19 protein-coding genes are annotated in these 22,491 nt (G+C 58.8%); 16 read left to right on the plus strand and 3 right to left on the minus strand.

The features are described from left to right. Window positions 1-13: 13 nt before the first annotated feature. Window positions 14-1,219: an amidohydrolase gene (locus tag QKD99_RS05620; protein ID WP_347950936.1), complete on the minus strand. Its 1,206-nt coding sequence runs from the start codon at window positions 1,217-1,219 to the stop codon at window positions 14-16. 36 nt (window positions 1,220-1,255) lie between these two features. On the opposite strand from QKD99_RS05620, the gene QKD99_RS05625 reads away from it, so the two are divergent. After that, entirely contained in the window at window positions 1,256-1,654 is a 399-nt protein-coding gene (locus QKD99_RS05625) for a hypothetical protein (RefSeq protein ID WP_239277400.1), read from the plus strand. On the opposite strand, the gene QKD99_RS05630 is transcribed toward QKD99_RS05625, so the two are convergent. Continuing rightward, the gene (locus tag QKD99_RS05630) at window positions 1,651-2,733 is read right to left on the minus strand and encodes a glycerate kinase (RefSeq protein WP_347950937.1); all 1,083 of its coding nucleotides are present in this window, start codon (window positions 2,731-2,733) and stop codon (window positions 1,651-1,653) included. The two genes, QKD99_RS05625 and QKD99_RS05630, sit on opposite strands and share 4 nt — an antisense overlap. Before the next feature lie 198 nt (window positions 2,734-2,931). Between QKD99_RS05630 and gdhA the strand changes: the two genes are divergently transcribed. Both gdhA and QKD99_RS05640 read left to right on the plus strand, forming a co-directional pair. Beyond that, on the plus strand, window positions 2,932-4,278 hold the full coding sequence (gene gdhA / locus QKD99_RS05635; protein WP_347950938.1) for an NADP-specific glutamate dehydrogenase: 1,347 nt from the start codon (window positions 2,932-2,934) through the stop codon (window positions 4,276-4,278). A 200-nt stretch (window positions 4,279-4,478) separates the two neighbouring features. Continuing rightward, window positions 4,479-5,237 carry a DivIVA domain-containing protein gene (locus QKD99_RS05640; RefSeq protein WP_005328793.1) on the plus strand — a complete coding sequence of 253 codons (759 nt, stop codon included), beginning with the start codon at window positions 4,479-4,481 and terminating at the stop codon, window positions 5,235-5,237. A gap of 191 nt (window positions 5,238-5,428) precedes the next feature. Here QKD99_RS05640 and QKD99_RS05645 read toward each other — a convergent pair whose 3' ends face one another. Continuing rightward, window positions 5,429-6,076, minus strand: a complete 648-nt coding sequence (locus tag QKD99_RS05645; protein ID WP_347950939.1) for a hypothetical protein — start codon at window positions 6,074-6,076, stop codon at window positions 5,429-5,431. A 150-nt stretch (window positions 6,077-6,226) separates the two neighbouring features. On the opposite strand from QKD99_RS05645, the gene QKD99_RS05650 reads away from it, so the two are divergent. The 13 genes from QKD99_RS05650 to QKD99_RS05710 all read left to right on the plus strand — a co-directional run bounded on the left by QKD99_RS05650 (window position 6,227) and on the right by QKD99_RS05710 (window position 22,395). Next, complete coding sequence (locus QKD99_RS05650) at window positions 6,227-6,772, plus strand: YceD family protein (protein ID WP_284765811.1); 546 nt, start codon at window positions 6,227-6,229, stop codon at window positions 6,770-6,772. Then, window positions 6,769-7,539 (plus strand): ribonuclease III, encoded by a 771-nt coding sequence (gene rnc / locus QKD99_RS05655; RefSeq protein WP_239277409.1) that lies wholly within the window; start codon window positions 6,769-6,771, stop codon window positions 7,537-7,539. The genes QKD99_RS05650 and rnc overlap by 4 nt, the downstream gene beginning before the upstream one ends. A gap of 2 nt (window positions 7,540-7,541) precedes the next feature. Then, window positions 7,542-8,357: a bifunctional DNA-formamidopyrimidine glycosylase/DNA-(apurinic or apyrimidinic site) lyase gene (mutM, locus tag QKD99_RS05660; RefSeq protein ID WP_284765812.1), complete on the plus strand. Its 816-nt coding sequence runs from the start codon at window positions 7,542-7,544 to the stop codon at window positions 8,355-8,357. Window positions 8,358-8,410: 53 nt separating this feature from the next. After that, window positions 8,411-9,910 (plus strand): alanine/glycine:cation symporter family protein, encoded by a 1,500-nt coding sequence (locus QKD99_RS05665; RefSeq protein ID WP_239234713.1) that lies wholly within the window; start codon window positions 8,411-8,413, stop codon window positions 9,908-9,910. 16 nt (window positions 9,911-9,926) lie between these two features. Next, window positions 9,927-10,211: an acylphosphatase gene (locus QKD99_RS05670; protein ID WP_284836287.1), complete on the plus strand. Its 285-nt coding sequence runs from the start codon at window positions 9,927-9,929 to the stop codon at window positions 10,209-10,211. A 78-nt stretch (window positions 10,212-10,289) separates the two neighbouring features. Continuing rightward, window positions 10,290-13,811 (plus strand): chromosome segregation protein SMC, encoded by a 3,522-nt coding sequence (smc, locus tag QKD99_RS05675; protein ID WP_269953111.1) that lies wholly within the window; start codon window positions 10,290-10,292, stop codon window positions 13,809-13,811. Between the two features lie 89 nt (window positions 13,812-13,900). Beyond that, the gene (ftsY, locus tag QKD99_RS05680; protein WP_347950940.1) at window positions 13,901-15,835 is read left to right on the plus strand and encodes a signal recognition particle-docking protein FtsY; all 1,935 of its coding nucleotides are present in this window, start codon (window positions 13,901-13,903) and stop codon (window positions 15,833-15,835) included. Window positions 15,836-16,206: 371 nt separating this feature from the next. Next, window positions 16,207-19,185 carry a DUF4040 family protein gene (locus QKD99_RS05685; RefSeq protein ID WP_347950941.1) on the plus strand — a complete coding sequence of 993 codons (2,979 nt, stop codon included), beginning with the start codon at window positions 16,207-16,209 and terminating at the stop codon, window positions 19,183-19,185. After that, the gene (locus QKD99_RS05690; protein ID WP_005325274.1) at window positions 19,185-19,661 is read left to right on the plus strand and encodes a cation:proton antiporter subunit C; all 477 of its coding nucleotides are present in this window, start codon (window positions 19,185-19,187) and stop codon (window positions 19,659-19,661) included. The genes QKD99_RS05685 and QKD99_RS05690 overlap by 1 nt, the downstream gene beginning before the upstream one ends. Beyond that, window positions 19,661-21,202, plus strand: coding sequence for a monovalent cation/H+ antiporter subunit D family protein (locus QKD99_RS05695; protein ID WP_347950942.1), 1,542 nt, complete (start codon window positions 19,661-19,663; stop codon window positions 21,200-21,202). Before QKD99_RS05690 ends, QKD99_RS05695 begins: the two co-directional genes overlap by 1 nt. Next, a complete protein-coding gene (locus tag QKD99_RS05700) occupies window positions 21,203-21,736 on the plus strand; it encodes a monovalent cation/H+ antiporter subunit E (protein ID WP_239277418.1) in 534 nt (177 codons plus the stop codon). After that, window positions 21,733-22,023, plus strand: a complete 291-nt coding sequence (locus QKD99_RS05705; protein ID WP_239277420.1) for a cation:proton antiporter — start codon at window positions 21,733-21,735, stop codon at window positions 22,021-22,023. Before QKD99_RS05700 ends, QKD99_RS05705 begins: the two co-directional genes overlap by 4 nt. A 3-nt stretch (window positions 22,024-22,026) precedes the next feature. After that, a complete protein-coding gene (locus QKD99_RS05710) occupies window positions 22,027-22,395 on the plus strand; it encodes a Na+/H+ antiporter subunit G (RefSeq protein ID WP_239277421.1) in 369 nt (122 codons plus the stop codon). The last annotated feature ends 96 nt before the right edge of the window (window positions 22,396-22,491 follow it).

Here is a 22,491-nt window from a genome sequence, read left to right on the forward strand (position 1 = left end):
GCGCGCCGGGTACCTAGGGCTTTGCCAAGTAAGTCAATGCCGCACCATATGCCGCCCGGGTGGAGGCATGGACGGTCGGGGCGTAGTCCGGCAGGAAGGTCGCCTGGTGGTTGACCGGTGGGTCTTGCAACTCGTCTTCCGGGGTGCAGCCGATGTGCCAAAAGACATAAGGTACGCCCCATGCCTGGGGTAGGTAGCAAAAGTCCTCAGAGGCGGTAGAAGGGGCGGCGATGACCGAATCGGAGCCGAAGGCGGCATCGAAAACCTCGGCCACTGGGGCGTGGGCCGTGGCGTCGTTATCAGTGACCTCGCCGTGAGCGTAGTACTCAAAGGTCGGGTCTTGCTCGCTTCCGGACGCCACACACTCGGCCTTGACCATGCGCTCGAGGGAGGCATAAATCTTTTCCGCGAGTGCGGGATCGTAGTAGCGCGTATTGAGCACGAGCTCGGCGGATTCGGGAATGATGTTGTTTTTATCGCCGGAGTGTAGCTCGCCTACAGAGATGACAAAGAACTCGTGTGGGGCAACTTCGCGGCCCACGATAGCTTGGAGGCGGGTGACGATCATGGCCGCGATATAGGTGGGGTCGATGGAGTTATGGGGCATGGAGGCGTGGGCCGATTTTCCAAAGACGCGAATGCGCAGGGAATCGCAGCCGGCCATGATGGGGCCTGCGGTGTGGCGCACAGTGCCAGCTCGGCCGGGCATGATGTGTTGGCCAAGGCAAATATCGGGACGCGGCACGCGCTCGATGAGTTTATCGGCCAACATGTCCTTTGCTCCCATGGAGGATTCTTCAGCCGGTTGGAAAAGGGCGAGGAAAGTGCCGGACCAAGAGCTTCGGGAGGCGTCGAGAAGCGCGCAAGCGCCCAGCAGCGCCGTGGCGTGCATATCGTGCCCGCAGGCGTGCATCTTTCCATTAGTGGCGGCATAGGACACGCCAGTGGCTTCCTCGACAGGCAACCCATCGAAGTCTGCGCGCAGCAGGGCGGTAGGCCCATCGCCGTTGCGGAAGATAGCGACCATACCAAAGCCGCCGATGTTTTCTACTACCTCGCAGTCAAAATCGGCGAGCTTGGCGCGGATACGACCGGCGGTGCGCTCTTCTTCATGCGAAAGCTCGGGGTGGCGGTGCAGGTCTTCGTAAAAGTCCTGCTGCCACCCCAGGTCGGCTTCCTGGGACGTGACGAGCTGGGCGATGCGGGCAGAATTAGACATGGTTTCACACCTTAGGGATTGGGTAGGGTTGGCGCTATGCCGGTTATTCAATTTGATGTTTTGGTTCCCAACGGGCAAGCAGAGCGCGTCGCGGAAATCTTTACCACCGCCACCGACAAGCTGGTGGAGAGCGGTTCGCTTTCTTCCGCTGACGTTACTCACCCCAAGGCACCGCAGTTTCCAGAGGGGCTGGAGGAGCAGCTGCGGAAAAATTATCGCGACGAGCATGAGGACCGTGACCTTGCGGACGCGAGCGTGCACCGCTATGACATTGCGGTGGCGGGCGTGAGCGGCTCGGTCAACCAGCTGGGCATGGTGCTCTCGCGCCTTCTAACCCCGCATGCAGTGCTGCCCAAGGACCACGTATTGCTAGAAGATGAGCTGGCACATGAGCGGCCCGCCATCTTCCCGTGGTCGCTGTCCATTCGGCCTTAGAGCTGCTTGACGATGTCCCCGGCGGCCGCCGCTAGCTGCTGGGCCAACGAGCCTTCTTGGCTAAGGGGAGCGCAGTAGGCGTCGGTGTCATGCTCGAAGGAGCCGGCGACAATGCCCACCGGTGTTCCGGCTTGCCGGGCGAGATCCGTGATGGTTCCGACTGCCTTGCCGGTCAGAGACTGTTCATCAAAGCGGCCCTCGCCAGTAATGACGAGATCGGCAGCGGCGATCTTTTCCGGAAGGCCCAGTGCTGCGGCTACGTGCGTGCCGCCGGACAGGACGCGCACGTGTTCGTCTGAGCCCCAGAGGGTGCGCGAGAGCCAGGACAGGCCAATGGGAAGGCCACCCGCGGCGCCATAATAGGCAGAATCTGCATCGGTGCCGGTAACCTCGCAGGCTTGGAGCATGGCGCCGGCCAGCAGCGCTACTTGTTCGCCTTCAGCTCCCTTTTGGGGGCCGTACATGGTTGCCGCCTGCACTGGGGTAGCGCGGGTATCTGCCAGCAGTGTGAAGTCGAGCATGCCGGCCTTGATATTGAGCTGCGCGGTATCGATGTGGTCCAGCTGAACGAGAGGAGCGCCGCCCTTGGGCAGGGCATAGCCGCGGGCGTCGTGCGCGGCGGCGCCGAGTGCGGTGAGGATGCCCATCCCGGCGTCAATGCTGGCGGTGCCGCCTAATCCCAGCACGATCGAGGTAGCGCCACGTGTTTCTGCGTCCGCGATCAGCACCCCGGTGCCATAGGAATCGGCGTGGAGCGGATCCAGGCTGTCCTGCACAGCGGGCAACCCGGTCGCAGAGGCGGCGTCAATGAATGCCGTGGTTCCGGTGAGAACATAGCTCGCCTGAGTCAAGCGGCCATTGGCGTCGGTAGTGGGCAGGGTAATGGTCTCGGCGGATTGTCCTCCGGCCGCTGCTGCCTGCGCAAGGACGGTGGCGGTGCCCTCGCCGCCATCAGCCATGGGCAGGGTGGTCACCGTGGCGTCGGGAAGCGCCTGGCGCACTCCCATAGCAATGCTGGCTGCGGCCTCGGGCGCGGAGGCGGTGCCTTTAAACGAGTCTGGGGCGACAACAATATGCATGCCCGTGATTATAAAGCCCGCCCGCGCTGGGGCACGGCGCGGCTTAGGATTCGAACGGACTACAGAAAATATCCATCTTTAACGTGGCTGGTAAAGGGGGTATGTATCTACCTGAACCCTCGAACCTGCTTGCATTATCGGTAGTTTGATAGGAAACTGGTATCTGTTCTTACAAGTCCACAGAATGGAATGCACACCATGTCAGTAGATAGCCAAATCTCTGAGTACTACGACAAATTGCTCAAGCGCAATGCGGGAGAACCAGAATTCCACCAAGCGGTTTCTGAGGTCCTGGATTCGCTGAAAATTGTCCTAGAAAAAGACCCGCAGTACGCGGACTACGGCTTGGTGGAGCGCCTGTGCGAGCCTGAACGCCAGCTCATCTTCCGGGTGCCATGGATCGACGATAATGGCGACATCCAGGTCAACCGCGGCTTCCGCGTTCAGTTCAACTCCGCGCTCGGCCCCTACAAGGGTGGCCTCCGATTCCACCCCTCGGTCAACCTGGGCATCATCAAGTTCCTCGGCTTTGAGCAGATTTTCAAAAACTCGCTGACCGGCCTGCCCATTGGCGGCGGCAAGGGCGGTTCTGATTTTGATCCCAAGGGCAAGACCGAGGTAGAGGTCATGCGCTTTTGCCAGTCCTTTATGACGGAGCTGCACCGCCACATCGGTGAATACCGCGACGTGCCGGCCGGTGACATTGGCGTCGGCGGCCGTGAGATCGGCTTTCTCTTTGGTCAGTACCGCCGCCTGACCACCCAGCACGAATCCGGCATCCTCACCGGCAAGGGGTTGACCTGGGGTGGCTCCCTGGTTCGTACTGAGGCCACGGGCTTTGGCACGGTCTACCTCACCAATGAGATGATGAAGACGCACGGCGAGTCTTTCGACGGCGCCAAGGTTATCGTCTCCGGTTCTGGCAATGTGGCCATCTACGCCGCAGCCAAGGCCCAAGAACTTGGCGCCACCGTCGTTGCGATGTCTGATTCCTCCGGCTACATCACCACCCCGAATGGCGTGGACATTGAACTGCTCAAGGATGTAAAGGAAACCCGCCGTGAACGTATTTCCACCTACGCCGAAGAGGCTGGAAACGGAGTGGAATTCCACAAAGGCGGAAATATCTGGGAAGTACAGGCAGACGTGGCTCTGCCGTGTGCCACCCAAAATGAGCTCGATGGCGATTCCGCAAAGAAGCTCGTTGACGGCGGCGTGCGCTACGTAGCCGAAGGTGCCAATATGCCGTCTACCCCAGAGGCGGTCCACATCTTCCAAGAATCTAAGATCAATTTCGCGCCGGGCAAGGCCGCCAACGCTGGTGGCGTTGCTACCTCCGCGCTAGAAATGCAGCAAAACGCATCCCGTGACTCCTGGTCCTTTGAGTACACCGATGATCGCCTCCATGCGATCATGTCCAATATCTTTAAAAACATCGATAGCACGGCTAAGGAATATGACCGTGAAGGCGATTACGTTGCCGGTGCAAATATTGCTGGCTTCAAGAAGGTAGCGGACGCCATGCTGGCACAGGGCGTTATCTAGCTGCTCACTTCTTCTTTCAAGCCCCCTTTCTGTGCTGCCTTTGTGTAGTGGAGAAGGGGAGCTTGTGCTGTAAATACGCACCATAGATTGCGTGAGTGGGCGGTTGCAAGGCGATTGTCGGCACTGGAGGGTAAATCCGCAGTACACACTCGGTGCGTGGCCTCCACGTCTGGCGCGTGAGGGCATGTAAAATTCGCAGCATGTACCGTGTCTTTGAGTCCCTAGATGAACTAGTCCAGCACTTGGAAGAGGCCCATAGCCTCCCCATGACCTCTAATTGCATGGTTCCGCGCCATGAAATGCTCGCGCTTCTCGACGACCTCCGAAACGCCCTGCCCGTTGAAATTGATGACGCGCAGGATGTCTTGGATAAGCAGGATGAAATCCTCCACGGCGCCGAAGAGCGCGCGGACCAGACCATCAATGATGCTAATGCGCAGGCCGACGACATCGTGGGCCATGCTCGCGAGGAGGCGGATGCCACGGTGTCCCACGCAGAACAGCATGCCGCCAAGCTAGTGGCTGATGCTGAAGCTCGCGCTCAGTCCATGGTGGAACAGGCCCGCGCGGAAGCAGACCGCACCATCGCTCAGGCCAATGATGAATATGAGCGTTCCGTGGCAGAAGGCCGTGCCGAGCAAGAGCGTATGGTTTCGGAATCTGAAGTTGTGCGCCGCGCTGATGAGGAAGCACACCGCATCGTGGAGTCCGCCCACACCGAGTCCAACCGTCTGCGTAGTGAATGCGACGAGTTTGTAGACGGCAAGCTAAGCGAATTTGAAACCACTCTCAATGGACTACTGCGCACCGTAAGCTCCGACCGCTCTGCACTGCGCGGAGGTGCCGGAGTCCGTTCCCGCGGTGGCGACTACCAGCCCTCGGGTCGTGCCGGCGGCGTTGCGGGCGGCTCCCGTTACGCAGAAGGCGAGGCCTACGAGCGTCGCTATAACGAGCGCTAAGCCTTTAAATTCTTTCTGCCCTCAAGCTTCATTTCCCGGAGGTACCCGGGCTGGGGAACTTAAGGGGTGAGGGATGGTTTAGTCCCATACATCAGGCACGGCCAAAGACCCTGGTGGGTGGGCAGACGGTTTGTCGTACACCGTCTGCCCACCCACCAGGGCCTTTATGTTTTCCTACCAGTGCGGGCAGTTCAGGAAGTTGCGTGGGAGCGAGGCTGTGTGGTGGGCACTGCCGTATTCGTTGCATAGGAAGCAGCTGTTAACGGCGTGTGTGCGGACATGGCGCCGCCTTCCTTCCCCGAGGTGAGTTGCGCAGGCGCGGCGGATTGGACGGCCATACATGCTGCAATGACTGCGGTCACTAAGCCAGGGAAAAGGAATGCAACGAGTGCGGTAAAGAAATAGGAAGACAGTGACGTCAAAGAACTATCACTAAAGTTCTGCGGAAAGCACACCGCGCACATACTCACTAGCGCACCTGTGGCAACTAGCATGGTGCCTACAGAAATAAGCGCGGTAGGAATGGTCTCACGTGAGAACCAGGTGATGGCGCCTGCGCTTAGGGAAAAGATGAGTGCGCCGGTAAGCACCGAAAGATCCATGCCAGTGGGCAATACCAGGATGGTGCCAGCAATTAAACCAGCAACGATGCTGCAGATGAGTGCAGTAAATAGGCGAATCCCACTAGCGCCATAGATGCCTGAACGGTCCGGCTGTGGAGTGGCGTGTACGAGCGTGCCGGAAATGGTTAATACCGCGGCAGGAAGGCAGCTGAACATGACGAATCCGAGTGCGATGCTGCGTGGATCCGGGGAGGCTAGCGCCAAGTGGTAAGTCATGTCTCCACACTAAAGACGGCTTTGGCTTGGGAAAAGGCTACTCCGGAAAGGCATAGGCCCTTTTACTTTAAACGACAGACTCTTGACAGAAAGTTTGCCTGTGCTGGCCGCTAGGCGGAGTTTGCGGGGCAAGGTAGACTACCTAGTGTTATGACATCACCATTGAAGTTCGATGTGGGCGAATTGTTGAACGCCCAAGGCGCTGACGCACTGCCGGAGCAACGCACCCAGACCGGCCCCGCACCTGAGAGGATCGGCGTCGAGATGATCGCTATTCCGAAGGGCGAGGAGCTCACCGTAGACGCCACCTTGACCCCTCTAGGTGCAGGTGTCTTGGTGGATGCCAACGTATCTGGACGGCTGACAGGGGAATGCTCTCGGTGCTTGAAGGAACTGCACCCAGAGCTGGACTTGCATGTCACGCAGGTCTTTGCTGCCGATGAATCCTTCGTCTCTGGCGATGATCCTGCAACCGATGATGAAGGTTCCGGAGATGAGATTCCGGAGATCGAGGATGATGAGCTGGACCTTTTGCAGGCCGTGATCGATGAGGCAGGCCTCAACCTTCCCTTCGCGCCGGTGTGTGAAGATGGCTGTGAGATTGACACGCCTGAAGGCGTGACCACCGGTATTTCTGGTGAAGAAGAGGAAGATAAGGTCGATCCCCGCTGGGCTGGTTTGGAGAAGTTCCTATGAGCCGCAAAAAGAAGCTAACCGGGGAAGAGGCACTGGCAGCCGAATTTGCTGCAGTAGACCACACCCCACTGTTGGAATCGCTCGGCGTGGAGTTGAAGCCGGAGCACCTGCGTTTGGCGCTTACTCACCGCTCTTTTGCCAATGAGAATGGGCATTTGCCTAATAACGAGCGCTTGGAGTTTCTGGGCGATGCGGTGCTGGGCCTGTCGGTGGCCTCTCAGCTCTACATCACTTATCCTTCTCGTCCGGAATCGGATATTTCCAAGATGCGTGCCTCGATCGTCTCGCGCTACGGGCTATCGGATATCGCTCGTGAGATAAACCTCGGCCCGCACATTTTGCTGGGCAAGGGCGAGCAGTCCACTGGTGGACGCGATAAGGATTCCATCCTTGCCGATACCACCGAGGCAATCTTTGGCGCTATCTACCGTGAGCATGGATTCGAAACTGCGCGAGATGTCATCCTGCGCCTATTTGCAGAAAAGATCGACAACGCCACTGTGAGCGGTCGCCACCTAGATTGGAAGACCACTTTGCAGGAGCTGTGCGCCGAGCTTAAGGCACCAATGCCGGTCTACTCGGCTACCTCCACCGGCCCAGAACATGACCAGACCTTTAACGCGGTAGCCACCGTTGCTGGTCTGACCGTGGGCAATGGAGTGGGACACAATAAGAAGCTGGCCGAGCAGCAAGCAGCTCAAGAGGCGTGCCAGACCCTCCGCGAAACCCCGCTTTTGGTGCAGGGCACCGCGCATAAAGAAGGCTAAGTATGCCGGAACTGCCGGAAGTCGAGTCCGTCCGCCGGGGTCTTGAGCCCCACGTGGTGGGGCGGACTTTTGAGTCTGTGCACGTCCTGCACCCGCGTGCCAACCGTGGCCAAGATGAGCCACTTCCCGGTCTTCTTGTCGGTAAAGAGATCGCCGCTGTGGCTCGGCGGGGAAAGTTTATGTGGCTGGAATTTGTGGGCGAAGATTCCATGGATCCCCACCGCGACGTCCTCTTCATCCACTTAGGCATGTCGGGTCAGGTTCGAATCGGTGCGACCGATTCGCCGCATCTGCGCATTAGCGCTCAGCTAAGCGGTGGGGTAGAGCTTAGCTTTGTGGACCAGCGCACCTTTGGCTATTGGCTCTATGCACCGTGGGCGAAGATCTCGCACATAGGCATTGACCCGTTGGAACCAGATTTCGACATTGTGGCAACCGCCCGGCGCCTGCGGGCAAAGAAGACTGCAGTAAAGACCGCACTCTTGGATCAAACCTTGGCTTCTGGAATCGGCAATATCTATGCCGATGAATCCCTGTGGGCGGCACAGATTCCGCCACGCAAAAGGGCATCGACGTTGCGGCAAAAGGATGCCGTGGCCCTGCTCGAAGCGGCCCAGGAGGTCATGGCCGCCGCCCTAAAAGTGGGTGGCACGAGCTTTGATTCCTTGTACGTCAACGTGAATGGTGAATCGGGATACTTCTCGCGGTCCTTGGCCGCGTATGGGCGCGCTGGCCAGCCCTGTCAGCGCTGCGGAACGCCCTTAGAACGCTGCGTAATTTCAGGGCGTTCCACCCATTTCTGCCCCCATTGTCAATAAGTTATGGCGCATGGGGTTCACGTTGTGAACCTCAAGGCAGTAAATTATTCTGCATGGATTTTCTTGAAAATGTCGTAACGACATTTAATGACGGCGTCTGGTCGTGGATTCTGCCCTGGCTGCTCATCGCTGCGGGCCTATTCTTCGGCATCCGTACCGCTTTGGTGCAGGTGCGCATGGTGCCGGACATGTTCCGCGCCGTCGTCGAGCGACCCAAGGGGGAGGGCCGCGATGAGGACGAGGACTATGGCGGCATCTCTGCTTTCAAGGCCTTTACCATCTCGGCCGCTTCCCGCGTTGGCACCGGTAACGTGGCCGGCGTGGCCGTGGCTATTTCCGTGGGCGGCCCAGGTGCTGTCTTTTGGATGTGGCTCATCGCCATCCTTGGTGGTGCAACTGCATTTATCGAGTCCACCCTGGCGCAGCTGTGGAAGGTGCGCGATGGCGACGGGTACCGCGGCGGCCCGGCGTACTACATGAAACGCGGCTTGGGCTGGGGCCCGCTTGGCGCGCTTTTCTCCATCGCTATCGCCTTTACCTTTGGTTTGGTCTACAACGCCTTTCAGACCAACGCCATTGCAGATGCGGTGTCCTTCTCCTTTGACCGCGATGACACCATGTTCCGCTCCATTATCGGTGTTGTTATTGCCGTGGTTGCGGGCCTCATCATCTTTGGCGGCGTGAACCGCATTGCCAATATCACCCAGATCATCGTGCCTTTTATGGCAGTGGCCTACCTGCTTATCGGCGGCTTTGTAGTCATCACCAACTTTGACAAGGTGCCGGGAATGATTGGCGATATTGTCGGCCACGCACTGGGCATTAAGGAAATCGCAGGCGCCGGTCTCGGCGCGGCCATGATGAAGGGTATTCAGCGCGGACTGTTCTCCAACGAAGCTGGTGAGGGCTCTGCTCCGAACGCAGCCGCTACCGCGGCAGTCTCGCACCCGGTCAAGCAGGGCCTGGTGCAAACCCTTGGCGTGTACTTCGACACCTTGGTGGTGTGTACCATCACCGCCTTTATCATCTTGCTGGGGCCGGAGATTGCCTACGGTGCTGAAGCAGAGGGCGTCTCCTTGACCCAGGCGGCATTGTCTTCTGAGGTGGGCGAATGGGGAATCCACTTCGTCAGCTTCATCCTCTTCTTCCTGGCTTTTTCCTCCATCCTGGGCAATTATTACTTGGCGGAATCTAACCTGGAGTACCTCACCCAGAGCAAGCCTGCGCTGGTAATTTTCCGCCTCGTCGTGCTTTTCTTTGTCTGGTTCGGCGCAGTGGGTTCCCTGCCGCTGGTCTTTGCTTTGGCCGATACCGGTGCGGCAACCATGGTGATTCTCAATATCATCGCCATCGTGCCACTATCCGGTGTGGCGATTAAGTTGCTCAAGAATTACAACGAGCAGCGCAGCCACGGCATCGATCCGGTATTCCACCGCGATATGATGCCGGAGCTGAAGGGCGTAGAGTGCTGGGACGGATCGGATCCTGTCACTCGCCGCAGCGAGGAGGATCGCCGCGTGTTGCGTGATAAGGGACACCACGACCGCTATTAGAAATTAGGGAGGCCGCATGGCACTGGAAAGAATGACCGCTTTTGTCCATGGGCACGTTCAAGGCGTGGGCTTTCGGTGGTGGACGCGCTCCCGTGCCCTTGAACTCGGCTTGAGTGGGCATGCCACCAACCTGAGCGATGGCCGGGTGCAGGTGGTAGCAGAAGGTCCGCGGGAGAAATGCGAGGAATTGCTGGGACTCCTCAAAGAGCAGCCGAGTACGACCCGCCGCCCGGGAACGGTGGATCTGGTCGTCGAACAATGGGCTGCCCCTAAGGGCGAATCTGGCTTCAGCGAACGCTAACTCGCAGCACAAGCCCGCCCAGCCGAATCTCGAGGCTCGGCTGGGCGGCTGCGTTCAAGGCTTGCTAAACTTACCCAAATGCACCTGAAATCGCTGACGCTGAAAGGCTTCAAATCATTCGCGTCGGCGACGTCTCTGAAATTCGAGCCAGGAATTTGCGCCGTCGTCGGACCGAATGGCTCCGGCAAGTCCAACGTGGTCGACGCCCTGGCCTGGGTTATGGGTGAGGGAAGCGCCAAGACGCTGCGCGGTGGAAAGATGCAGGACGTCATCTTTGCCGGCGCTGGTGACCGCAAAGCGCTGGGGCGCGCCGAGGTCACCCTCACCATTGATAATGCGGACGGTGCGCTGCCAATCGAATACTCGGAAGTGTCGGTCACCCGCCGGATGTTCCGCGATGGCGCCAGCGAATACGAAATCAATGGCTCCAAAGCGCGCCTGATGGATATTCAGGAGCTGTTATCTGATTCCGGTATTGGCCGCGAGATGCACATTATCGTCGGCCAAGGCAAGCTTTCTGAGATCCTAGAATCGCGGCCTGAGGATCGGCGCTCGTATATCGAAGAGGCTGCGGGTGTGCTCAAGCACCGCCGCCGCAAGGAAAAAGCGCAGCGCAAGCTCACCGGCATGCAGGCCAATTTGGATCGCCTGCAGGACCTTACTGATGAGTTGGGCAAGCAGCTCAAGCCTTTGGCCCGTCAGGCTGAGGCCGCCCAGCGCGCTGCCACTGTACAGGCTGATTTGCGCGACGCTCGCCTGCGGCTTGCCGGCGATAGGGTAGTGCGCCTGCGCAGCAAGTTTCAGGAGGCCGAGCGCGCGGCCGAGGTCCTAGCCGAGCAAGTAGAAGAAGTTACTGCGCAGCTAGAAGAGGCAACGGGTTCCCAGCTAGAAGTGGAAGCCCAGCTGGAGGAGATTAACCCCAAGGCGGATTCCGCCCAAAAGCTGTGGTTCGACCTATCCACGCTTTCCGAGCGCATTTCCGCCACCCAGCGCATCGCGGAGGAACGAGCGGCCAATGCCGGCGCCCAGGTGGCCTATTCTGGCCAGGACCCGGATGACCTAGAGGCCCGTGCTGCCCGCGCGGACGAAGAACATGCGGAGCTTCTCGCCGCGGCAGAGGAAGCTGCGGAGCGCTTGGAGGCTATCCGCGAGGAGGTAGCAGAGCGTCGTGAGGCATTCGAGGCCGCTGAGCGCGAGCACATGGCGCAGCTGCGTGCTATTGCGGATAGGCGTGAGGGCGTCGTCCGCCTCATCGCCGCAGAAGAAAAGGCGGCAGGCCAGGTAACTTCGGCAGAAGAGGAGCTGGCGCGTCAAGAAGAGACCTTGACTTCTACCAAGCAGCGCACCCAAGCTGCCCAGGCGGAAGCCGATGAGGTAGCGGATAAGTTGCAGTCTTTGGCCGGTGAGCGTGAGCCGCTCGAGGAAGCCCATGTGCGAGCGGCCAGTGAATCGGGTGCGGCCGATAAGCGTTTGGAGCAGCTACGCGATGAGCAGCGCGAGCGCGAGCGCGCCGTCTACACGTTGCGCTCCCGCATCGATACCTTGGCTCAAACTGCGCCGGAAAAGATTGAGGTAGGCGAGCATTTCCAACCGTTGGCCGAGTTCATTACCACCAAGTACGAGACCGCGGTAGCCGCCGCGTTGGGTGCTTTTGCAGAGGCCCAGGCGGGCGAGATTTCTGCCCAGCTGATTGCGGACTTGGAAAAGGGCACGCGCTCTGCGCTTATCGACGTCTCCGTGGCCGCCCCTTCCTCTTCCTGGCGCGTGGATGCGTCTTTGCCCGCAGGCACCTCGTGGTTGCTCGACCACATTGCGGTGGTTCCAGAGGTATCCGCCGCGCTGCACCGCCTCCTTGCGGATGTCGTGCTCGTCTCCGATGTCGCGGAGGCGAAAAAGCTGGTGGCCGAGGACCCGCGCCTGCGTGCGGTCACCGAATCCGGCGTGGTGCTGGGTGAAGGTTGGGTAGAAGTAGGCACCGGTGCCTCATCCACCGTCGAGGTTTCCGCCCGCATCGCGGAGGCAGAGGAGCAGTTGGAATCTGCCACGCAGGAGCTGGAAGAACTATCGGGCACGCTTGAGGGCGCGAAGATCGCGGCGGAGGATGCCCGAGTGACTGCAGCCTCGGCAAAGGCCGCCTTGCGCGAGCACGATACTGAAGTTGATGCGTGGAAGCGCGACCACCAGCGCCTGCTCAAGCAGTACGAGGCCAATAAGAACGAGCACGAGAAGGCCGCGGCGCGCGCGACCGAGATCGAGGTTAAGCTGACCGAGGCCCGCACGCAGCTTGCCGACGCCCGCGATAGGCTCGCCCGCGTCGATGCGGACGAACAACCCGACGAACCCTCTTCGGTGGAGCGCGATGAGGCCTCCGCAGCATTAGAGCAGGTCAAGTCCATGGAAATGGAGGCGCAGGTTGCAGCACGCTCTGCCCAAGACCACGTGGGGCAGGTAGCGGGGAAGGGAGAGGCGTTGCGTCGCCAAGCGCAGCATGAACGCCAAGCCAAGGCCCGCCATGAGCAAGCCATGGCGCGGCGCAAGGCCCAGGGAGAATTGGCCGGTGCGGTAGCCAAGCATTCCCGCGATCTGGCCGCGCGCGCCACGCAGCTCCTCGAGCGCGCGACCTCTGAGCGCGATGACTACTTTGCACAGCGCACCTCCCTAAACTCGCAGCTGCAGCAGGTCAAGCAGCACGTCTCGGCCGCGCGGCAGCAGCTGGACCGGCTGACCAACCGCGCCCATGACTCCGAAATTGCTCGCTCCCAGGCGCAGGTGCGTGTAGACGAAGCAGAGGCCAAGATTGTGGAACAGCTGGGCATTGCGATTTCGGATCTCTTGCAGGACTACACTCCAGGCGAAGATTTCGACCGCGGGGCGGAAAACGCGCGCTTGAAGCAAGCAGAAAAAGACCTCAATTCCCTAGGCAAGGTCAACCCGCTCGCGTTGGAAGAGTATAAGGCTTTGGAGGAGCGCTATTCCTTCCTTTCCACTCAGCTGGAGGATGTCATCCAAGCCCGCAAGGATCTGGCGGGCGTTATCGAAGATGTAGACGCGCAGATTTTGCAGCTTTTTACCGATGCGTGGCACGACGTCGAAGCAGAATTTCCAAAGGTTTTCCAAACCCTTTTCCCCGGTGGCGAGGGGCGCCTTATCCTCACAGAGCCGGAGGACATGCTCACCACCGGCATCGAGGTGGAAGCGCGCCCACCGGGCAAGAAAGTCAAGCGCCTGTCCTTGCTATCTGGTGGCGAGAAGTCGCTTACTGCGCTTGCGATGCTGGTAGCTATCTTCCGCGCCCGCCCCAGCCCGTTCTATGTCATGGACGAGGTTGAGGCAGCGCTTGATGACGTCAACCTACGCCGTCTCATTGCCCTCTTTGAAGAGCTGCGGAAAGACTCGCAGCTAATCGTCATTACGCACCAAAAGCCGACGATGGATGTCGCCAACGTCCTTTATGGCGTAACCATGCGCGGCGATGGTGTTACTCGCGTGATTTCGCAGCGCATGAATCCCGCAGGCAGCGCCCCTGGAACGGAGCAAGCCAGCGAGGATGCCACTCGCTTGGGCGTAGATGCTCCCCGTGGTGACGAGGCGGGGAAGTAGCCTGGGCTCGTCGACTTCCCGCAGAAATCCTTCCGCTATAGGAGGGGGTTTGGCGTGCCGCGAGCTGAGAAGACTGGCACTATAGAGGCATGAATTCTTTATGGTTATGGATCGGCATTGCGATCGTCGTCATCGTGCTGATTATTCTTTTCGTAGTAATCGGCAAAAAGCGCGGCGACGCCAAAAAGGTGTCCTTTGATAAGCCTGCTGAGGAAGAACCGAAGCAGCTGACCCAGGAGCAAAAGTCCGGCAACTATCAAGCCAAGTCCGGCTTTAACTTCGCTCCTGCTGGCGGCGCTAAGGAAGCGCAGAAAGCCCCGGTTCAGGCGGACAAGTCAGCTCCAGCGCAGCAGGCAGCGAAGACAGAGCCGAATGCTACAGACATCGCCAACGAGCAGCTCAGCGGCAAGACCTCACAGTCTAAGGAAAAGCCGCAGGCACAGGCTAAGCCACAGTCTGCTCAGCCCACGACTGATGCCGCGGCAAACAAGCCCGTGGCCGACAAGCCTATGGCAGACAAGTCTGTGGCAGAGGAGCCAGAAACCGAACCGGCACCTCAGCAGGGGAAGCCGGCGAAGACCGACAAGCCGGCAGAGCCTACTAAGCAGGCCCAGGCCCAAGCGCCAGCGGAGGAGAAGCAAGCGGCAGAATCTTCCGCTGATAAGACAGAAAAACCACAGTCCAAGGGAACTGGCGCTGCGGCCGCGGCGACGACTGCTGGCGCGGCAGGCGTAGCGGGTGCGGCAGCTGGGGCGTCGGAAAGCGAAGAATCGCACGCGGACCGTGCCCCGAAAGCGGCTGGACAGCCAGAAGCTGCACCCAAGCCGGAAGAGCCGACAGCTGCCGAAAAGGCAAAAGAGCCGGAAGACGTTGTCTCCGTGGAAAATGCCGAGGTAGAAGAGGAGTCCCCAGTCTTCGACGAGGTTGTTGAAGACAATGATGCGGAAGACATCGAGGAGCGGGTGGACGACCGAGAGGAAGCCCAAGAAGCCGCAGCTGCTGCCGAGGCACAAACCGGTGCAGCCGAAGCCGCCAAGGAACAGACCGAAGTTCCAACAGGCGAACCTGCCCCAGCACCAGCTCCGCAGGATGATATCGCACCCGCCGGTGGGCGTCTTGGCCGTTTGCGCGGGCGCCTTTCGCGCTCGCAAAATGCCATCGGCCAAGGGCTCATGGGAATTTTGTCCGCAGGCGATTTGGATGAGGAAGCCTGGGAGGAAGTCGAAGATACGCTCATCATGGCGGATTTGGGCACCAAGTCCACGATGAAGGTGACTGACTCCCTGCGCGAGAAGATTGCAGAGCGCGGCGTTTCCAGCGAGGATGAAGCCCGTGCCATGCTGCGCGAATGCCTGATTGAAGCAGGCCACCCAGAGATGGATCGCTCCATTAAGGCCATGCCGAATGAGGGCAAGCCAGCAATCGTAATGGTCGTCGGTGTCAATGGCACCGGCAAGACCACAACCACCGGCAAGCTTGCTCGCGTGCTAGTAGCCATGGGCCATAAGGTCCTTTTGGGCGCGGCCGATACTTTCCGAGCTGCGGCCGCTGATCAGCTTGAGACGTGGGGCCGCCGAGTTGGCGCCGATACCGTGCGCGGCAAGGAAGGCGCTGACCCAGCATCGGTAGCCTTCGATGCGGTAGCAACCGGCGTGGAACAGCAAGTAGATGTGGTCTTGGTCGACACCGCAGGCCGGCTCCATACCTCCACGGACTTGATGGACCAGCTAGGCAAGGTTAAGCGCGTGGTAGAAAAGAAGACTGATGTGGACGAGGTCCTGCTGGTATTGGATGCCACGGTGGGGCAGAATGGCCTTACGCAGGCACGAATCTTCCGCGAGGTAGTAGATATCACCGGTGTGGTTCTCACCAAGCTGGACGGCACCGCTAAGGGCGGAATCGTCTTCCAGGTACAAGAAGAATTGGGCGTTCCGGTCAAGCTTGTGGGCTTGGGCGAAGGCGCCGATGATCTCGCGCCATTCGAAGTTGAAGGCTTCGTCGACGCTCTGTTGGGCGAGAAGTAGCAGCCAACCTTGCAACTCCCCCTGCATATCGGGTGTCACGTACGTGCGCCACGGTGTGCTGGGGGAGTCGTTCGTTTTCATGGGCGAGTTATAACGTGCAACAATCTCGCGAATTCTTTTCGCTCTCATCTCGCTGTCGGTTCGCAGACTATGTAAAAAGTCCTATGCAATTGGCGCGGGAATAAGTCCTGCTGAACGCCTGTGAACTCTCTGCCTGCGAGCGTAATTGTGGCGGTTGTGCTTGCCTTTTATGTAGCGCAGGGGCATGCTGCAATGTGGTTTGACCTTGGCGGGAATGGTAGCCTGAAAGGGCTGTATTTAATGCGAAATTCGCATTAAACCTAGACCAAGGTTCGTGAGGCAAGTATTTCGTGACGCTACTTTATGCAGTCCTCCTCGCGGCGCTGGCAGTGATCTTGGCACCGGTAACCGTAAAGGTTATTGACCGAAAGGCAGGCTATCCACTAGCTGGCCTTTTTCTTATTGCAGCGGTCCTCATCGCCAAGGAATTTCCTGCCATTGCAGCCGGGGAGGAATTAAGTTTCCACGCCACTTGGGTGCGTGATTTCATCGCACCAGGCGTCGACGTAAGTTTTGCTCTCCGCGGGGACGCGTTGAGCATCTTCTTCGCTATGTTGGCGCTGGTCATTGGCGCCGTCGTTTTCACGTATTCGGCGGCCTATTTGCCCAAGAATGAGGGCAACACCAGCTTTTATACCTTGATGACAGCGTTCACGCTGTCCATCTTGTTGCTGGTTCTGGCCAATGACGTGGTGGTTTTGTTCCTTGCCTGGGAGCTAGTCTCCTTGGCTTCGTTTATGTTGATTGCTCGCTCCGGTTCAGGCGGCGAGGCTGGTTCGCAGCGGACACTGATCCTGACCTTCATTGGCGGATTGACCCTGCTGACCGGCTTGGGTATTGCCGCGACGGTGACCGGAACGACTACCGTTTCTGATATCTTGGCGTCCCCTGTATGGACGGAACGCCCAGGGATAACGGCAGCCGTAGCAGTGTTGATTGCGGTGTCCGCCTTTACTAAGGCGGCACAGTTCCCATTCCATTTCTGGTTGCCAGAGGCTATGGCCGCCGCCACCCCGGTATCGGCCTTCCTTCACGCAGCAGCAGTGGTCAAGGCCGGTGTGTACCTGCTTATTCGTTTTTCCACCATCTTCCACGATGTGGCGGTGTGGAATTGGTTGCTCATCGTCGTAGGCATGGGCACCGCGGTGATGTCCGCGGTATTTGCAGTGCAGAAGACGGATTTGAAGAAGCTTACGGCCTATTCCACCGTCTCCCATCTGGGCTGGATCGTTGCCACCATCGGTGTGGGCACCCCGTTCGCTATCGCCGCCGCGTTGGTCCATACTCTGGCCCACGCGCTGTTTAAGTCCTCGCTGTTTATGCTCATTGGCGTTATCGACCACGAGGCTGGGTCGCGCGATATTCGCCGCCTTGGACCACTGTGGAATAAGATGCCGTGGACTTTTGGTTCCGTAGTAATTGGTGCAGCCTCGATGGCTGCGGTGCCACCGCTTCTGGGCTTTGTGTCCAAGGAAGGAATGCTCACCGCGTTTGAGGACGCCCCGATTGGCGGCGCGGGCCAGGTAATCCTACTCATCGTTGCTGGTATCGGTGCCTTCTTTACCTTTACTTACTCCGCAAAGATTGTCTTCGGCGCCTTCTTCGATGGACCTCGCGACATGGGAGATGTCCATGAAGCCCCAGTGTCGCTGTGGCTGCCCGCAGCTTTGCCGGGCTTTATGTCCCTGCCACTGGTATTTGTGCTCGGGCTCTTTGATGCCCCGATTGATGATGCAGTGGCTGCCGTGGGATTGGAGCATCATTCGCACCTTGCCCTCTGGCACGGGCTCAACGTTCCTTTCCTTATCTCGCTAGTAGTCCTCATCCTCGGTATTGCCGGTATCTTTGCCCGCAAGAAGATGTGGGCAAGCTTTGAAGCTCACGAGTTCATGCCGCGCAGCGGCAATGATTTGCTGTATTCCTTGATGAAGGGCTGCTCCCAGTTGGGGCGCGTCCTGGGCAAGATGTCCGACTCGCATAATCCATCCCGCCACATGCTGCCGATTGTCATTTTGATCATCGTGCTGGCTGCTACCACTCTCATCCGCGATGGCGTTGACGGGGTAGCACTGCAGCCACGGGTGGATGGTCTGGATAACCCATGGGACCTGCTGCCACTGGGCATTATCGCCCTAGCGATGTTTGGGCTGGTGCGCACCCAGAACCGCTTGACCGGTGCCATCATGATTGGCATTGCCGGCTCGGGCGTGACCTTGCAGATGTTCCTGCTTGGCGCACCTGACGTAGCGCTGACGCAGTTTATGGTGGAGGCCCTGTCCGTCATCGTCATGATGATGGTGCTGCGCTACCTGCCAGAAACCTTCCAGCCGGTGAAGAACAAATCCCGCAAGACCGGCTCTATTGTCATTGCGGTCTTGGCCGGTGTGGCTGCGTTCCTAGGTGTGTGGGGGCTCATGGGCCGTCACGAGCGCTCCGATTTGGCCATGTGGTACCTGGACAATGCTCCGGATATCACCGGCGGCGACAATGTTGTCGCTACGATTATCGTGGAATTCCGTGCACTCGATACCTTGGGCGAGCTTTCCGTTCTGGGTATGGCTGCGGTGGTTATTGCAGCCATCACTACGACGTTGCCGCGATTCCCGTTCAAGTCGGGTACACGCCCAGCACCGTTTGGCCAGTCCCAGCTGAACTCCGTGCCATTGCGCAAGGGCGTGCACGTTGTCATCCCGCTGTTGGTCATTATGTCCGTCATCGTTTTCTTCCGCGGGCACAATGCCTCCGGCGGCGGCTTCCCCGCGGCGCTGATCATGGGTGCAGCAATCGGGCTTATCTATCTGTCCCGTGGCTCTGATGAAATTGTTTTCGGCCGCATGACTCCGATTCGCCTGACCGGTATCGGCATCATCACCGCCTTGATCGCCGGCTTTGTAGGCTACTTGCACCACGGCATTGGCAATGGTGGCTTCCTGGCTGCAATCCATGCCGAAGCCTTTGGCCAACACTGGACCACCTCTCTCATCTTCGACTTGGGCATCTACTTAGCGGTGCTGGGTATGTTGACTATGGCGATTAACGCATTGGGCGGCTACCTGCGCCCAGGAACGGAGCGTGAATTCTTGCCATGGGTTCATGATGATGATTCCGCGCTGCCGACGACTCCACGAATTTCGCTTGAGGATGTCGACGATCCGTACCCAGACCCGATCAACCCTTCGACCGATCCGTTGGCCTTGCTGACGCCTTCGGAAGCAAAGACGAAGAGGAAGAATAAGCGCTCCGCGGCTAACCGGGGAGGGGAGAAGTAATGATCCTTGCACTGACTATTGCTTTACTCATCGGCAGTGCTGTCTATCTCATCCAGCAGCGCGGCCTGGTACGCATCGTGTTGGGCATGATGGCCTTTGGCCACGGTGCCAACCTGATGCTGCTGGCTACGGGCGTGTATTCCTACCGCGGAGAGTCCTTCCCATCCCAGGTTCCGCACGATCAGATGGCCGACCCGCTGCCGCAGGCCTTCGTGCTGACCGCCGTTGTTATTTCCATGGCAACCTCGACCATCTTGTTGACGATGGCGGCCATGGGCAAGAACGACGACACCGACGTGGTGGAGCCGGTTGATGACAACACCATCGACCATGCCTTTTCGACCTTGGGTCGAGACGCCCAAAATCGCCAAATTTTGGAAGAGTCCACCAATCAGCTGGACCGAATCGGTCAGGTGGACCACAACACTCCCGTTGCAGAACGCGGGGCAACTCAACAGAAGGAGGATGACAAATAATGGCTGATGCTGTAGCTCAACTCCTTCCGCTATTTCCAGCGGTCCCGCTGATTGCAGCGGCCTTCGCACTGCTGGCACCGTGGCGTGCGGTACGCGATTCCATCATGCTTATCATCCCGGGTGTTGGAATTTTCGCCGGCCTGGGCCTGCTCATCTACACCATGAACAATGGGGTAGTAGCCCACACCGTTGGCCTCTACCAAGGCAATGTGGGTATCCCGTTTGCGGCGGATGCCTTCTCCGCGTTGATGATCATTACTACGATGATCGTCGCTTTTGGTGCCAACTGGTTTGCCATTGTGGGCGGGGAGACAAAGTCTCGCTACTATCCTTCGCTCACCCTGATTTTGATCACCGGTGTGTGCGGTGCATTGCTCACCGCCGACCTCTTTAACTTCTTCGTCTTTATTGAGGTCATGCTTCTGCCGTCCTATGGCCTTATCACCATGTCTGGTACGTGGTCGCGCTTGGCAGCCGGCCGTGCCTTCGTCTTGGTTAACCTTTTCGCCTCCACCTTGTTGGTTGTTGGCGTAGGTTATATGTATTCGGTTACCGGTGCGGTCAACCTGGGCGCGCTGAAGGGCGCAGCGGCAGGCAATGGGCCGGTGACTGTGGCAGCAGGCTTGATCCTCATTGCGATTACCGCCAAGGCCGGCGTGTTCCCCGTGCAGTCGTGGCTGCCACGCACCTACCCAGGGACCTCCGCCGCGGTGATGGGCCTGTTTTCCGGCTTACACACCAAAGTGGCCGTCTACATGCTCTACCGGCTCTACGTGCAGCTATTCGATCTGGAACAGCGCTGGAATGTGTTGATCATCGTCATCATGATTATCTCCATGATGATCGGCGCCTTTGGTGGCCTAGCGGAAAATTCCATCCGCCGCGTCCTCGGCTACCAGATGCTCAACGGCATGCCTTTCATTTTGGTCATGCTTGCGTTTACCTCTGATGACCCTCGTCGCGCCCTGGCAGCTGGCATCATGTACACGATTCACCACATGGTGACCGTTGGTTCGCTGATTTTGGCCTCTGGTGCCATTGAGGAGACCTACGGCACAGGCTTGCTCAGCAAGCTTTCCGGCCTTGCTCGCCGCGACCCCATCATCGCGTGGATTTTCGCTGCCGGTGCATTCTCCGTCGTGGGCTTCCCACCGTTCTCGGGCATGTGGGGCAAGCTGATGATTGTCTTCGAGATTGCCCGCGTGGGCGGTGCTTGGGCCTGGATTGCCATCGCGGCCATCATCATCGCTTCCTTCGCTGCCTTTTTGGCCATGCTGCGCGTGTGGCGCAAGGTCTTTTGGGGCAAGGGCCTGCCGGAGGACAAGGTCCCGGATGAATTGGTCATTCGCAAAAAGCTCATGGCCCCATCCGCGGCTCTCATCCTTGGTTCGTTGTGCATGTTCATCTTCTCCGGCATCGTCCTCGATGTCGTGGATTCTGCAGCGGAGCAGCTTTTGGACACTACCGCTTATACTGAAACCGTCTTGGGCGACGAGCCGATTGCCGTTCCCAATATCGATGACATCCAGGAGGGCCGTTAAATGAACGCAATTGTGTATGCATTGTGGCTCATCAAGGAGATTTTCGTCGCCGGCATTAGCTTGGCATTGGCGGCTTTCAAACCCGATACCGAATACAACCCGGTTATCATTCGCTACCCACTGCGCGTGACTAGCGCCTGGGAGATCTTCTGGTTTACGTCTTCCATTACCGCAACCCCGGGCACGCTCTCGCTCGGTTTGCGCGAACCGCCCCGCAAGGGGCTGCCGCGCATCGTGCTGGTACAGGCCGTCCAAGGATCCGACCCAGCGGGAATCGTCGCTGATCTGGCTGATATGGAACAGCGCCTCGCCCCGCGGGTTAAGGACATCGACTACGGCGTCCCGGGTCAAGGGGAGACTACAGAATTGGATGAGGCGTTCTACGAGTACCCGCTCGAGTCCGTGGGACGCTATATGCGCTCGCCTGACTTGGCACGGGCGGAGGACACTCCGCTTTCAGAAAGCGAAGCGGACGTCGAAAAGCCAAAGCGCCGCGCCCGCAACGTACAACGCAGAAAGGAGACCGAGCGATGATTGACTTTGCCACATTGTCCCCGTTCGGCTGGGTCGTATTTGTATGCGTATTCATCATGGGCATTGCCACGTGGTGCGGCGTGCTGCTGGGGCTCCGTACGCGCGATGAGCTCACCCGCGCCATTACGTCGGACATCGTTTTTTACGGCATGATCTGCATGTATTTAGCCTGGTCGATGACCAATAATGCCCCGATGGCGTATTACATTGCACTCCTCGCAGCCATTGCGGCAGGTGTGCTACCGACGCTATCGATGGCCCGCATTATTTCGAAGGGCAGGCGATAAACCATGGCCATTTCTGAAATTATCGCTTCGGTCCTGCTTATCATCGCTACCCTCTTGGTGGTCGCAACGGTGGTGTCTTTGTGGCGAGCGCCCGATGCCTTGACCCGTGCCAACCTGCTGGGCCCTACCGTGGGACTTGCGGTACCGCTGATCATCGTGGCTAAGCTAGTAGTGGACTTTGGCCGTGATGGCTTTTCGCTGTGGCTGCTCATCCAGGCACTGATCGCCTGCTTCGGTGTATGGATCATCGGCTCAGTAGGTTCCTTTTATCTGGGCCGTTCCATCTATGGCGTAACCGTCACCGACGTCAAGCACGCCAAGCACAACAATAAAGAAGTTCAGACCGTACAAGCAGAGGAAGACGATATCTAGTCTTTTCCAGCTCCTTCTGGCGGCGAGCCTTTTCTGCTCCTGCGCGTAGCTGCGGGGGAGGAGAGGAGCTCGTCGCTTTTCGGTTGCACAGTGGGT

This window comes from Corynebacterium sp. c3Ub_189 (genome assembly GCF_039907195.1).
GTDB lineage: Bacteria > Actinomycetota > Actinomycetes > Mycobacteriales > Mycobacteriaceae > Corynebacterium.

Bases quoted from the DNA above. Each gene is read 5' to 3' on its own strand.
- QKD99_RS05625 (WP_239277400.1), top strand. From the start codon at position 1,256: ATGCCGGTTATTCAATTTGATGTTTTGGTTCCCAACGGGCAAGCAGAG.
- QKD99_RS05695 (WP_347950942.1), top strand. From the start codon at position 19,661: ATGGCTGATGCTGTAGCTCAACTCCTTCCGCTATTTCCAGCGGTCCCG.
- ftsY (WP_347950940.1), top strand. From the start codon at position 13,901: ATGAATTCTTTATGGTTATGGATCGGCATTGCGATCGTCGTCATCGTG.
- QKD99_RS05665 (WP_239234713.1), top strand. From the start codon at position 8,411: ATGGATTTTCTTGAAAATGTCGTAACGACATTTAATGACGGCGTCTGG.
- QKD99_RS05710 (WP_239277421.1), top strand. From the start codon at position 22,027: ATGGCCATTTCTGAAATTATCGCTTCGGTCCTGCTTATCATCGCTACC.
- QKD99_RS05700 (WP_239277418.1), top strand. From the start codon at position 21,203: ATGAACGCAATTGTGTATGCATTGTGGCTCATCAAGGAGATTTTCGTC.
- rnc (WP_239277409.1), top strand. From the start codon at position 6,769: ATGAGCCGCAAAAAGAAGCTAACCGGGGAAGAGGCACTGGCAGCCGAA.
- QKD99_RS05640 (WP_005328793.1), top strand. From the start codon at position 4,479: ATGTACCGTGTCTTTGAGTCCCTAGATGAACTAGTCCAGCACTTGGAA.
- mutM (WP_284765812.1), top strand. From the start codon at position 7,542: ATGCCGGAACTGCCGGAAGTCGAGTCCGTCCGCCGGGGTCTTGAGCCC.
- smc (WP_269953111.1), top strand. From the start codon at position 10,290: ATGCACCTGAAATCGCTGACGCTGAAAGGCTTCAAATCATTCGCGTCG.
- QKD99_RS05690 (WP_005325274.1), top strand. From the start codon at position 19,185: ATGATCCTTGCACTGACTATTGCTTTACTCATCGGCAGTGCTGTCTAT.
- QKD99_RS05630 (WP_347950937.1), bottom strand. From the start codon at position 2,733: ATGCATATTGTTGTCGCCCCAGACTCGTTTAAAGGCACCGCCTCCGCG.
- QKD99_RS05670 (WP_284836287.1), top strand. From the start codon at position 9,927: ATGGCACTGGAAAGAATGACCGCTTTTGTCCATGGGCACGTTCAAGGC.
- QKD99_RS05645 (WP_347950939.1), bottom strand. From the start codon at position 6,076: ATGACTTACCACTTGGCGCTAGCCTCCCCGGATCCACGCAGCATCGCA.
- QKD99_RS05620 (WP_347950936.1), bottom strand. From the start codon at position 1,219: ATGTCTAATTCTGCCCGCATCGCCCAGCTCGTCACGTCCCAGGAAGCC.
- QKD99_RS05650 (WP_284765811.1), top strand. From the start codon at position 6,227: ATGACATCACCATTGAAGTTCGATGTGGGCGAATTGTTGAACGCCCAA.
- gdhA (WP_347950938.1), top strand. From the start codon at position 2,932: ATGTCAGTAGATAGCCAAATCTCTGAGTACTACGACAAATTGCTCAAG.
- QKD99_RS05705 (WP_239277420.1), top strand. From the start codon at position 21,733: ATGATTGACTTTGCCACATTGTCCCCGTTCGGCTGGGTCGTATTTGTA.